Annotated in this window: 13 protein-coding genes; 12 read left to right on the top strand and 1 reads right to left on the bottom strand. The window is 37.3% G+C overall.

The genetic code is table 11. From position 1 onward, the window contains the following. Window positions 1-35: 35 nt before the first annotated feature. Entirely contained in the window at window positions 36-371 is a 336-nt protein-coding gene (locus tag AHA02nite_RS15430) for a TIGR04104 family putative zinc finger protein (protein ID WP_146813690.1), read from the bottom strand. A gap of 453 nt (window positions 372-824) precedes the next feature. Here AHA02nite_RS15430 and cpaB point away from each other — a divergent pair, with 453 nt between their 5' ends. From cpaB to AHA02nite_RS01460, 12 genes are all read left to right on the top strand, one after another. After that, complete coding sequence (gene cpaB / locus AHA02nite_RS01515) at window positions 825-1529, top strand: Flp pilus assembly protein CpaB (protein WP_146813688.1); 705 nt, start codon at window positions 825-827, stop codon at window positions 1527-1529. Beyond that, window positions 1516-2685, top strand: a complete 1170-nt coding sequence (locus AHA02nite_RS01510; protein WP_146813686.1) for an AAA family ATPase — start codon at window positions 1516-1518, stop codon at window positions 2683-2685. Before cpaB ends, AHA02nite_RS01510 begins: the two co-directional genes overlap by 14 nt. An 18-nt stretch (window positions 2686-2703) precedes the next feature. After that, the gene (locus AHA02nite_RS01505) at window positions 2704-4074 is read left to right on the top strand and encodes a CpaF family protein (RefSeq protein ID WP_146813684.1); all 1371 of its coding nucleotides are present in this window, start codon (window positions 2704-2706) and stop codon (window positions 4072-4074) included. Beyond that, window positions 4046-4975, top strand: a complete 930-nt coding sequence (locus tag AHA02nite_RS01500; RefSeq protein WP_146813682.1) for a type II secretion system F family protein — start codon at window positions 4046-4048, stop codon at window positions 4973-4975. Before AHA02nite_RS01505 ends, AHA02nite_RS01500 begins: the two co-directional genes overlap by 29 nt. A 3-nt stretch (window positions 4976-4978) precedes the next feature. Further along, complete coding sequence (locus AHA02nite_RS01495) at window positions 4979-5914, top strand: type II secretion system F family protein (protein WP_146813680.1); 936 nt, start codon at window positions 4979-4981, stop codon at window positions 5912-5914. 21 nt (window positions 5915-5935) lie between these two features. Then, window positions 5936-6151, top strand: coding sequence for a hypothetical protein (locus AHA02nite_RS01490; RefSeq protein WP_146813678.1), 216 nt, complete (start codon window positions 5936-5938; stop codon window positions 6149-6151). 120 nt (window positions 6152-6271) lie between these two features. Beyond that, complete coding sequence (locus AHA02nite_RS01485; protein ID WP_170235944.1) at window positions 6272-7684, top strand: VWA domain-containing protein; 1413 nt, start codon at window positions 6272-6274, stop codon at window positions 7682-7684. Between the two features lie 26 nt (window positions 7685-7710). Next, on the top strand, window positions 7711-9123 hold the full coding sequence (locus AHA02nite_RS01480) for a VWA domain-containing protein (RefSeq protein ID WP_146813674.1): 1413 nt from the start codon (window positions 7711-7713) through the stop codon (window positions 9121-9123). Window positions 9124-9337: 214 nt separating this feature from the next. Beyond that, complete coding sequence (locus AHA02nite_RS01475; RefSeq protein ID WP_246118795.1) at window positions 9338-9895, top strand: hypothetical protein; 558 nt, start codon at window positions 9338-9340, stop codon at window positions 9893-9895. 16 nt (window positions 9896-9911) lie between these two features. After that, window positions 9912-11144: a hypothetical protein gene (locus AHA02nite_RS01470; RefSeq protein ID WP_146813670.1), complete on the top strand. Its 1233-nt coding sequence runs from the start codon at window positions 9912-9914 to the stop codon at window positions 11142-11144. Window positions 11145-11159: 15 nt separating this feature from the next. Further along, window positions 11160-11996, top strand: coding sequence for a hypothetical protein (locus AHA02nite_RS01465; RefSeq protein ID WP_146813668.1), 837 nt, complete (start codon window positions 11160-11162; stop codon window positions 11994-11996). An 84-nt stretch (window positions 11997-12080) separates the two neighbouring features. Continuing rightward, window positions 12081-13400 carry a hypothetical protein gene (locus AHA02nite_RS01460; RefSeq protein ID WP_146813666.1) on the top strand — a complete coding sequence of 440 codons (1320 nt, stop codon included), beginning with the start codon at window positions 12081-12083 and terminating at the stop codon, window positions 13398-13400. The last annotated feature ends 9 nt before the right edge of the window (window positions 13401-13409 follow it).

The following is a 13409-nucleotide window of genomic DNA, read 5'->3' as shown; positions in this document are numbered from 1 at the left end:
TAAATCCAGTCGTCATAACTAATTGACGACTGGATTTATTTCATTCTCCCCCAGTTAACTAAATGCTCTTCAGTACTGCTTAACTTCAAGATAAAAGGATAAAAGGAAAAAAACAACACTATAACCGTAAGGCAATGTAAAATAAGGCCTAAAATAGAGAACTCCATGAAAAACGAAGGGAAAATTATAATAAATGGAATAAGTAAAGTTAATACACCCGTTACTTTCAACGTCTTTTTAGAGGCATACTGATGCGCATGACAGTGAGGGCATACCAACCGTGTATCTAAATTAGCAGAAGCTTTATTCGTCTCCCACCACGTCCATTCTGTTCCACATTGCTGACAAACCGGCAAAAACAACACCTCCATTAATTATTATACCATATTAGAAATTACAAAAATCAGGCAATTAGTACTACCTTATGCTTAAGTGATGAAGTAGTAGTAAATAAGCACCATGGAAAAATATTCTAGCTTTGTTACAATGTTTGTCAAACAATTGGAATTTTATAGGTTGTTTCACTTTTATTGCTTTTATAGTCATTACTGTAACAAATTTAGGAATTTAAAAGAAATATACAACTGTAACGCTGAATAAGCCACTTTAGCCTTACAGATTGTTAGATTAATAGAAAAATTAATAGTTATATAATACTAATCCAATATAACTGTTTTTGAAGCGGTATGCAGGTCAGTAACGGCATTGTCTTGAGTTCAAAGTTATTTTCTGAAGGGTTATTCATATAAATGCTTTGTAATAACAATAGTTATGTTTTTCTGTAGTAGTGATTTTAAACAAACAGTGTAAAAGGAGTACATATCATGCTGGAATCAAAACGAAGAGCAATAGTGTTTTTAGTCCTAGCCGTTATATTAGCAGCAGTATCAGGGTTCCTAATCTTACAAAAGGTTCAATCGCTTAACGATGATCTTGGGACAATGGTAACAGTATATACCGCAAGTACAGATATTCCTTCAAGAAAGATTATTACGCCAAGTGATGTTAGAACAGATGAAGTTCCACAACGTTATGTACGTGATGAGTTTATTACAGATGTTAATGAATTAGTTGATCAAGTATCGGTGATTCCTTTAGCTAATGGAGAGATTATCACTGAAAACATGCTGAAAGATGCTTCATCAGTAACTGAACAGGAAAATCGACTTGTTTCAGTATTGAGGTCTGATCAAGTCTACTTCGATGAAGAACTTACAGCTTTGGATCGTGTCGATATTATCGTCTCACATGACTTTGATGATGAACCAATTACTGAAGTTTTTATGGAAGATGTTCAAGTAGCAAGAGTGGCGCATAATGACTCTGGTTTCTCGGGTGTGCAGCTAGAGATACCATTTGATAAAGTGACGGATTTAGTTCATATGCAAAACTATGCTGACAGTATGAGAGTGCTTAAAGCAAACGTAAGTGAAGAGGCTAACCAGTCTACGGAGCCAATAGAGGAAGATGAACAAGTTGAAGATGAAGATTTAACGGATGAGGAAAGTGATTCTGATGAAGATGAATAAGACAGAGATGGTTAATGGTCAAATGAACGCAATTAGTAATGTGTATGTAATAGGCGATCACGATGAATTAAAAGCTATGTTACAAGAGCAGCTCAGTGACAGCTTTGATTTGAAGTTTATTACGACATCAGAGCTAAAAAAAGTTGAAGCAGAGATTATTATTATTGCCAGTCACGGTACTTCTCCTGCTGACTTTACTCAAATCATATTAGCAGAATCACCTAATTCCTCTATTATTTGTGTTACAGGCCAAGAGGACTTCGAATTACTTAGAAACCTCAATCGCTTAGGAGTGACAGACCTATTTGTTATTCCAGGTGAGGAATTATTGTTAAAAGAACGTATTGAGGAAATGGCAACGAATGTACAAATAGTTTCTCAATCGTTAGACCAAGCAGATGGCTATAAAAGAGGTGGAGGTAAAGTCTTTTCATTTTATAGTGGATCGGGTGGTGTTGGGAAATCACTGATCAGTTCGACTTTTGCCCAAACTTTAAAACTTGAGTCGACCGGAAAAGTACTTTTTATTGATTTGAATTTGCAGTTTGGTGGTGCCGAAGCGTATTTAGGGATGGAAAGCAACCGTTCAATAATAGATTTAATACCAGTTATAAACGAATTAGGAGAACACCACATTCGTAACGTTTCAGAGACGGAGGAGAATTCCGAATTAAATGTATTGATTAGTCCTAAAGATGCTGAAATGGCTGAAAAAATTACTGAAGACTTTGTGTTAAGGCTGATCCGTGCAAGTAAGAGGAGTTTTGATTTCATCATTGTCGATTTACCAAGTTGGATAGATGAACGGTCTTTTATTGCTTTGGAAGAAGCTAATCGAATCTACTATATTATGGAGCTCAATACAGTATCATTGCAAGTTTTAAAAGGGGTAGAGCTTCTTCTAAATCGCCTAGGGATTGATTCAAAAGATAAAATTGAAATTGTTTTGAACTATAAGGCGAAAGATCTGGAGTTGACGCAGAAAGACCTTGAACGATTTGTCTCGTACCCTGTTGCTTCAGAAATTAGAAGAGATATAAAAAATGTTCAATCCAGAATTAACCATGGAGAGCCATTACGTAAAGAGCCTCAGGAGAAAAAGTTATCCCCGTTTTCAAAAGATATTCATAAATGGGTACACTCCATGCTGAAATAATCGTTAAGGGGTGATTTCATGTCTCTTTTTCAAAAAGGACGAAAAGAGCTGGCAGATAATGAATTTGATCGTGGTGTCACTTCAAGCTCAGGTTATTTAGATGAGTTAGTTGAACATTATAAATCTAGATTATTAACAGAAATAAACCTTGAACAAATTACAAGCTTAGATGAGTCAGACAAAAGGCTGAAAATTGAACGTTTAGTCAATCAGTTTATGTCTGAAGAACAAGTTGTCATCCCGAAACAAGATAAGAAAAGAATGCTTTCTATGTTAATTGATGAAAGTGTTGGCTTCGGCCCATTAGAACCCCTGTTGAAGGATGATTCCATTACAGAGATTTTAGTTAACTCTCCAAGTGAAGTATTTATAGAAAAGAATGGTCAACTTCAACGCGTGAACGTTTCTTTTAAAGATGAAGATCACGTCAAACATATTGTTGACCGTGTAGTAGCTCCATTAGGGAGGAGAATTGATGAAAGTTCTCCAATGGTAGATGCTAGGTTACCGGATGGAAGTAGAGTTAACGCAGTAATCGACCCTATTAGCTTAGGAGGAACCCTAGTATCGATTCGTAAATTTCGAAAAGAACCTTTTAGTATGAATGATTTGCAAGAGACCGAGACGTTTACACAAGAGATGTCTATGTTTTTAGAAGCACTTGTGAAAGCCAAATTAAGTTTGCTTATATCAGGAGGAACGGGAAGTGGTAAAACAACTTTACTTAATGCCTTAGCGAAGTCGATCCCTAGAAGTGAGCGTGTAATTACAATTGAGGATTCAGCAGAGTTAAGAATTGAACGCCCGAATGCTATCGGAATGGAGTCTCGTCCCCCTAACGTTGAAGGTGAAGGGGAAATTACTATTCGACAATTGGTAAAAAACTCATTAAGAATGCGACCAGACCGCATCATTGTCGGTGAAGTCCGTGGTCCGGAAGCCTTTGACATGTTACAAGCGATGAATACCGGTCATGAAGGTTCATTGACGACTATTCACGCTAACACTCCTGATGACGCTATTAATAGAGTCGAAGGAATGGTTGTTATGGCTGGAATGGATTTAACGACAAACGTTATTCGTGATTACATCACTGGTGCTATACAATATATTGTTCAAGTTCAACGCTTAACAGATGGAAGTCGTAAAGTAATGAACATATCAGAGCTGGAAGTAAATTCAGACGGACGAATTGAAGTTCGGAACATCTTTAAATTTCAACGTACAGGTGTTAAAGAGGATGGAACAGTAAATGGATATTTCACCCCAACAGGTGTCATACCCAAGTGTTTACAACACTTAAAAGTCGTAGGAATAGATATTAATCCATCAATCTTCAATCCTAAGGAGGTTATGGATTATGAATCTAGTCGTAACTATACTGTATAGCTTAGCTGTCTTATCATTTTTATTTAGTATTTATTTCTTCTTAGGTTATAGATCTCAAAAGAAAGAATGGAATCAAACAGTTAAAAAGATTTTCCCTGAAGAAGAGAGAAAAAGTATTATTAGTCGCTGGGGAGAGCGCTTTGATGAAAGAGAGTCTTCTCAGGCGTTGAAAAACAAACTGCATAATGCCAACTTGAAGCTTCTCCCTTCTGAGTATTTAGGGATATTAATTGTAGGATATATGGCTTTGTTTGTATTAATGTTCTCAATCTTTAGTATGCCAATAATGGTCAGTGTGCTTTTGCCATTAGTGTTAATAACCCTTGTTAATTATTTACTGTTTTATTTTAGGAAAAACAGTTACGAACATAGGTTTAATGATCAATTAAGTGAAGTCTGTAGAATACTTGGTAATGCAGCAAGGTCGGGGTTAACGATCAATCAAGGTATTGACCTAGTTGCACGAGAAGTATCAGCCCCAGCTGGAGAAGAGTTTAAACGGATCTCAAATGAATTAAAGATGGGTGTCACGTTAGAAAATGCGCTTAGAACAGTACAAAAAAGAAACAAATCTCGTGATTTTAATCTATTTATAGCCACATTGCTGATTCAGAAGAAAACTGGAGGTAATTTAGCCCTCACTTTAGAGACGATGGCTAATACTTTTGAAGACCGAAAAGTTTTAAATCAAATTATTAAAACGATGACATCAGAACAAAAGTATATATCATTAATCGTTCCAATATTACCGATACTTCTTCTTTTAGTTATGAATAACGTAATAGATGGATTTATCGACCCACTTTGGTCAGGATTTGGCCTTGTTATACTAGTTCTGTTTTTAGCAGCTATTGTACTTTCTTTCATACTGATACGAAAAATAACGGATATAAAGGTGTAGCTTATGGATGCATTAATCATTTTATTTATAATCGCATTTTGGTTATGTACACTTCTTTGTTTAAAGCACTTTTGGACGTTTTTGAATGAAAAACGTGGTGTGTTAGAACATGTATCAAAGGTTACAAAAGTCGACCCATTTGAAAAGAAAGAAAAGAAAAAGGACAGAAGAGCAAAGCTGTTTAGTCGAGTGACAAAGTACGCAGATGATTTCTCTGACTTGGGTCAAAGAATTAACTTCTTTAGTGAAAATCACATAGTTGATCAATGGCTTAGATTGTCTGGTAACCCTTTGAAATTATCAGTTGCGAGATTCCAAGGGCTTAAAATCTTCTTACTAGTTGTTGGATTTATCTCTGGGGTTTTAGCTGTTGTAATCGGATTGCCATTTTCACAATACATGCTTGTTTTCAACCCAATCATTGGTTATTTTCTACCCATTCTCTTAATAAAAAGAGAGGTGAAGCGGAGGCAGCAACTTATTCGCAAAGACTTACCTGATTTTATGGACACAGTAAGTACGAGTTTGCAAGCAGGTGTTAGTTTAGATCAAGCTCTTCGAGAGGTCATTCGTCACTTTGATGGACCTTTGCGAGAAGAGTTCTCCAGGTTCAACCAACAAATTGATTTAGGTGTACCAAGAGAAAAGGCGTATCGTGATTTACTTAAACGAAATGAAAATGAAGAGTTTCAAACCTTAGTTAAAGCATTAATTCAAGGTATGGACCTTGGTATACCGATTGCAAAGACATTCAAAATTCAAGCTGAAGACTTAAGGCAGATGCGTCAAGAGCAAGTGAAAGAGTTAGCAGCAAAAGCATCACCAAAAGTAACTTTAGTTACAACGTTTTTAATTGCACCGGTTTCAATCTTAATGATTGCCGGGCTTATGATTCTTAATATGTTAATGGGAGATAATAGTATCTTTAATTACTTATAAAACATAAGAGGAGGAGTATGAATGAGGATGTTTAACAGAGTTTTTGAAAAAGTGATGAGCAGAGCTGGTGAGGTTACAAAAGAAGAAAGAGGATCACAAACTTTAGAGTGGATAGGTATTGCTGCAGTAATTGTAATTTTGGTAGGTGTAATTTCTACTGCTATGAGTGGTGCTACTGATATTGGAGATCAAGTAGTAGGTAAGATTGTTGAGTTAATTCAGAGTATAGGTGGTTAGACATAAGTGAAAAGGGATAGAGCATTATTAAACTTTGGCCAGAGTGAATTTAGGAGTAAATAGACGAATTTATTTGTAAACAAATCAATGTACAGAACAAAAGAGTTGAAGGTGAAACTTATGAAGATGTTAAGAGCTTTACTAATAGCGGTTATTTTCATTTCTCTTACTGCTTGCTTTGGAGGAGAGGAAGAAGTCCCTCCAGCTGATGAAGCCGAAGAGGAAAAAGAAGTTGAAATTGAATATGAAGAAATTGAAGAAGAGGAAGAGAACCATGAAGATACTTCAACTGAAAGTCAGGAAGATGTAGTCAACTTAGATGATATTGATCCAATCCCTGAAACGATAGAAGAATTAGCATCTCAGATGCCAGGCCCTTTTGCAAATGAGGGTTATGTTCGAGATATCATTGATGAAGTAGCTGATAAGATGGAAGTTTTAGGTCCTATGAGTGATAATCCTTCAGAAGATGAATACGAACTGTATTTACGCCATTTGTATTGGTTATTTGCAGAAGACTATGAAAACCCACGCGATGTCATTCGGAAGTGGGAGTTTGCTATTTCTGGGACGCCTGAGTCACCTGACGACCGCTTTCAATTCAAGGAGAATTACAATGTAGAAATTCTACTTGACGCAAGTGGAAGTATGGGAGCATATGTAGGAAATCGAACACAAATGGATATCGCTAAGGAAGCGATTCAGAGTTTTATGGCTGAAGTGCCAGAGGCAGCTAATGTTTCTTTGCGAGTATACGGTCATGAAGGTTCGAGTTCAGCCAGTGATAAAGAACTCTCATGTGCAGGAATTGAGCAAGTTTATGGGTTTGCGTCATATGATGAATCCGACTTTCAAGAAGCTCTCAATCAATTTGAGCCAAGGGGCTGGACACCGTTAGCTGATGCATTAGAGCAATCTCGAGAAGCATTATCCGAGTATGACGCTAGTAATCATACAAACTTAATATACGTTGTTAGTGATGGAATTGAAACATGTGATGGTGATCCGGTTAAAGTCGCACAATCATTAGCGGAATCAAACGCCCAACCAATTATTAATATTATAGGTTTCCATACAGATGCGGAAGCCCAAAGGCAATTAGAAGAAATGGCAGAAGTAACGGATGGGATTTTTGCGACAGCACGAGATGAAGATGAGTTGAAGAGAGAGTTTGAACGTGCCGAAGAAGTATTAAAGGCTTGGGAAGACTGGAAGAGGGATGCAATGAGAGAGGTTGACCGTCAAGTGGTATTTAATCAATCTGACATTAATAGTACTAGGATAAATTGGAATTCCCGGAATTTATCAATGTCTGTTTCTCTTCAAAGGGCAATAGACCTTTTATGGATAGAATACGATTATTTTACAAATGAACAGAGAAATGAATTGAGTGATAGAAAGAATGAAGTAGTCGATGCTTTTGAAGAGTTAACGGAAGATGTTGATAAAAAAATGAATGAACTTAGTGATCAAACAATCGAGGAGGCAAGACAATCCATTGATGAAACGTTTGAGAGAGAAACTAATGATTAGATTCTAAATATGAAGGTGAAAATCTTATGAAACTGTTACGAACTATACTAATACTAGTAATAGTAGTTTCTCTTACAGCTTGCTTTGGAGGAGAAGAGGAAGTCTCTCCAGCTGATGAAGCTGAAGAGGAGGAAGATGTCGTAGCTGAAGTTGTTGAAGATCAAGATGAAGAGAACCATGAAGATACTTCATCAGAAAGTCAGGAAGATGTAGTCAAATTAGATGATATTGATCCAATACCTACTGATATAAAAGGTTTAGCTACACAGACAGGTGGACCTTTTGAACGGGCTGATAACCTGTGGGATATGGAAGAGGAAGTTACCGAAAAGATGGATAGTCTAGGCTCTATGAGCGACAATCCGTCTGATGAAGAGTATGAATTATATTTACGCTATTTGTATTCACTTGTTGCCGAAAACTATCCTAACCCTGAGGATGCAGTGAAAAAATGGGAGTTTTCTTCATTTGGTTCTCCTGATTTACCTGATGAAAAATTTCATTTCAAGGAGAATTACAATGTAGAAGTCCTCCTTGATGCAAGTGGGAGTATGGGAGCATATGTAGGAAATCGAACACAAATGGATATCGCTAAGGAAGCGATTCAGAGTTTTATGGCTGAAGTGCCAGAGGCAGCTAATGTTTCTTTGCGAGTATACGGTCATGAAGGTTCGAGTTCAGCCAGTGATAAAGAACTCTCATGTGCAGGAATTGAGCAAGTTTATGGGTTTGCACCTTATGATGAGACGGAATTTCAAGAAGCTCTCAATCAATTTGAACCAAGGGGCTGGACACCATTAGCAGGTGCATTAGAACAATCCCGAGAAGCTTTAGCTGAGTATGACGCTAGTAATCATACAAACTTAATATACGTAGTTAGTGATGGAATTGAAACGTGTGATGGTGATCCGGTTAAAGTCGCTCAATCATTAGCGGAATCAAACGCTCAACCGATTATAAATATTATAGGTTTCCATACAGATGCGGAAGCCCAAAGGCAATTAGAAGAAATGGCAGAAGTAACGGATGGGATTTTTGCGACAGCACGAGATGAAGATGAGTTGAAGAAAGAGTTTGAACGTGCTGAAGAAGTATTAAAAGCTTGGGAAGAATGGAAAGTGGATGCTATGAGAGATGTTGATTCGTTAAGTATTGATCACTATTTTGATATTTTAAGTGTTATGAATGAGTGGAATGCAAGAGCTCGTTCTACAAAGAATAATTTAACAAGATTAATTAATGTTGCAGGGAACTTAGGATTTTTCACAAGAGAGCAAAGGCGAGAGTTAAATGAACTGTTAGACGAAACATTCGATGAAATTAACGAATCCATTGATCGATTGGAAAAAAGTCTTGATGAACTTAGTGAACAAACAATCGAGGAGGCAAGACAATCCATTGATGAAACGTTTGAGAGAGAAACTGAGTCTAGTAATTAGGCTATAGAAGGTGAGCATGTCTCACCTTCTACCAATAAATGATGGAGAGATATACATGGATAAACCTTTTAGAAACACATGGGAGATCTATACTGGAAGATTTGAAAAGGTATTAGTAATAATGCTAACTACAACTTTGCCATTATTACTATTACATTCGTTTATTACGAACTATATATATGCGATAACACCTTCATTTGCAAGTGGTTATTCTGTGGCAGATATTTATTATGGCCTAATTACTTTATTATTTTTCCTGTATGCTCAAGCTCCATATATTCGCTTCGTGTATAACGAGCATGTTGGAGTTGAGAACAACCTTAGAAACACAATCTATCATTTTCTTGTAAATGGATTTTCAGTGTTTATATTTGCATGTTTAGTAGCAATCATTAGCACAATTGGTTTTGCACTTTTAATACTTCCAGGCTTAATCTTTCTTTCATTAGTATTTCCTGTACCTTATATAAGCATGTTTGACGAAAAGTCAGTATGGAAGTCTTTTAAAGAAGGTCTCCGAGTTGGAAAGAAGCATTTTATTAAGATATTTCTAATCCTTAGTTTGTTTGGATTAGCAGAACTTTTATTCGGTATTTTTGTCACGTTTCAGTTATTCACTATAACACCATCATTTGCAGCACAAGTCATAACACAAATAGCACTAAACCTAATTGTTTTTCCATTTCTAATAATGTATATGACTTCATTGATTTTAAAATGGAGAGAAACTTTAGCTACTTTGGAAGTTCAGGATGAAAGGAAAATTTCTTAAGGAGTAGGTGCGTAAAATGGGTAATTTGTTAAAGAAGGTCATTCTTTCATTAATAATTATTTTACTTGCACTACATCCAATTGTAACATCACTTGTTTATGCAGTTGAGCCTTGGAGTGGTGAATCCTGGGAAGGTAGTCCATGGGAAGGTGATCCGTGGGATAGTTCAGAACTACAGTGGCAAGGAAAGCCTTGGGAAAGCAGTGAAACTGGGGGTACACCCTGGGAAGGTGAAACAGAAGAAGGGCACACTTGGAATCAAGATGGATTTAATAATGGTGGTTCCTGGTCAGGGAACCATTGGCAGCTCTCCACTTGGTACTTGAATAGTTGGTCACATCCAGGGATTATGGGTGATCCATGGTCCAGGGATGGTTTTACAGGAGACCAAAGCCAAGGCTTATCATGGACTAATGAAGGATCTTTTAGAATTGAAGATCATGGTGAAGCTGATTCAAATTCAAAAAATATCAGTCCATACGATATAGGGAAGTATGTTGTTGACGATGTTTTAATGAGTGGAGCTGAGCTTGTAGGAGATAACATTACACATGATAATATGAATCGGATGAATTATAACTCTTCTCCTTCATATGGACTGAGGTTTAAAACAAACATTATGATAAATGGCTTGAACCTATGGGTGGGAGACAATCACGCAATAAATGCTGCTCACGACATAGAAAACTCAGTTAATGCAGCACAGGGAATCAAAGCTTCTCGTGATATAAGGAGGTATGACCAGAAGGCTGGGACTAGGACCCAGAGCATGCAAAGGAAAGCAGATCAATTAAGTGATATTGCATCCAATTCCAGAGATAAAAATACTAAAAGGGCTAGCCCACACCCAGCTGCTGTAGGTGCTCTATCAAAATTGAATGTAGTGGCTTCAGCGGTTGGAACAGGCTTTTCAGTGATAGATACAGGAGTAAACAGTGTAGAGGCTTATAAATCACTTACGAGTAATGACCCTTATTCTGAGAAGGTGTCAACAACAGCTAGAGTTGGAGAGTCCGCTGGAAATGCCATGTTAAGCGCAGGTGTTGTGGCTGCAGCAGTACCTGCTCTGCAGCCTTTTGCGGGGTTTTTACTAGTTGGTGGCGGGGGATTGTTGTTAGCCTCTCGTACAACGCGATTTTTAGCTGACCATTGGAAAGGAAACATTAAAGATACTGGTAAAGCTATCGCAAGTAAAACTGCAGATAAGGTGAAAAGTACGTTTAATACCGTCAAAGGCTGGTTTAGTTAAAGAGAGGTCGATTTCATGAAAGTTACTGATAGTTTGATTATAAATAAAACGGAAAAATACAAGAAGTTTTATGAAAATTACAGCATTTCTCCAAATCATATAAACATAAATGGAAAAGATTTTTATATTACTTTTTTTCAAACCAAGTTAATTAAAAGAGCTAATGGATCAGCTGTGGTTTCCACAAAAAGCAGCTTAAGCAGTGAAGAAGTTAATTCTGCATATGAAAAATTGGTCTACTTACTAAATTTTATCACCTCAGCCTTAGAAGGGGAATTTAAGTTAGGAAGTAACATGCAAGGCTTTAAAGCGACGCAGGATTTTGTCGAGAAAGTACTATCTAATGTTAATTTAACTGAAAGTAACAAGAAGTTATTTGAACAGTGTTCCCAAGCATTAAAACAAGTTCAACAGTGCCAAAGTGATCACGATCGCGTTATGTATAGTTATCGAGATTATTTAGATGACAAATCGGAAACAGGTCAGAAGTTTTATGAATCTGATATTGATTATGTCTTAGAAGTAATGGCAGATCTTGATTATATTCAATATTACCAAGTGAAAGCGTCACTAGATGCTGCTAAGTTACTTAAGCAGGCTAAAAAGGTCAAAAAGCAACAACCTGAGATTAAAAAGTATATGGATCGAGATGTAGCTTTTTATATAAGGTTAATAGTAAGAGGTGAAGTGGAAGCCAAGAGAAATTTAAAAGAACTAAAACGTGTTGATCATATGGAATCTTTGACGGAAGAGGAGCACAAACGGCTTTTCAAAGAGTCAGCCATTAACAATCAAAAGAAGTATTTCCCAAAATTAAAGAAAGATTTAAGAAATATAGAATTAAAGAATTAGTGAAACCACCATAATACTTATTCAACCTTTTAAATAAGTTCAAATGGAAAACGAACTTAAATTATAAAGAAGAAGGTGCGTAAAATGGGTAGATTGTTTAAAAGAGTAATTCTGGCTTTTATAGCAGTTTTGCTAGTTTTACATCCCCTTATTACACCAGTTGTTCATGCAGTTGGACCTTGGAGCGGTGAAGACTGGGAAGGTAATCCATGGGAGGGTGATCCGTGGGACGGTTCACAATTTCAGTGGCAAGGTGAAGATTGGGAAGGTAGTGAAACTGAAGGAACGCCTTGGGAAAGCAACCCTATAGACGGCACACCTTGGGAGGGTGAAACAGGAGAAGGGAATCCTTGGAACCAAGATGGCTTTAATAATGATGGTTCTTGGTCAGGGTATGATTGGCAGCTCTCCCCTTGGTACTTGAATGGGTGGTCACAGCCCGGAATGAACGGGGAACCTTGGTCTAATGATGGTTTTGTAGGAGATCCAACTCAAGGTTCACCATGGGCTGGCAACGATTTTTCGATGGGTGAGATGAGTGGCGATTCATGGAGGAATACAGGTTTTTCTGGCAATGAAAATAGTATCCCGCCTTGGGGGTACAATGGTTATAATCCTCAAGACACGTCTATTGACCCTAGCTCATATGATGTAGGCAAGTTTTTAGTTAATGATGTTCTAATGGGGCAAGTAGACCTAATGGGTCATCTGGACACTCATCAGAATATGACTGATAGGAATTACAATCAATCTAGGAACTATGGGATTGGTTATAGGTCAAATATATTTGTTAATGGTTTAAGGCTTGGGATAGATAACAACGTAGCGTTAGATACAGCGGATAATGTATTAAACACGTACAATGCAGCGCAAGGAATAAGGACAGCAGCTGATATTGTGTCTTATGAACAAGCTATACGAAATAGTCAAGCTTACCGTGGGAGTATAGATCGTATTGAAGATTTGGCCTCTATCTCTCAACGAACATCTAACCCAAACCCAGTTTCTGTAGGGGCTCTATCTAAACTAAATGTTGCAGCTGCAGCAGTTGGTGCAGGCTTCTCTGCTATAGACACTGGAATTAGTACAGTAGAGGCATATAATGTTCTAACTAGTGAAAACGCCTCAGGAGCGGAAATGACCTCAGCAACAGCGAGAGTAGGCGAGGGTGTTGGGAACACTCTTATGAATGCGGGGATGGTAACAGCTGTTGTTCCAGGAATGCAAGCTGCTGGTGGAATAATGATAGGAGTTGGAGCAGGTTTATGGGCAGTCTCCCGAGGAACAAGGTTTGTAGCAGATCATTGGAAAGGTAATATAAAGGACACGGGTAAAGCAATGGTAAACTCAGCTAAAGATACTGCCAAAAAGACATGGAGTACAGTTAAAGGGTGGTTTTCTTAAATTGAAAGG

Source organism: Alkalibacillus haloalkaliphilus (assembly GCF_007991275.1).
Classification (GTDB): domain Bacteria; phylum Bacillota; class Bacilli; order Bacillales; family Alkalibacillaceae; genus Alkalibacillus; species Alkalibacillus haloalkaliphilus.
Note: the sequence above shows the minus strand (reverse complement) of the source record. Positions and strands in the feature narration are given on the sequence as shown.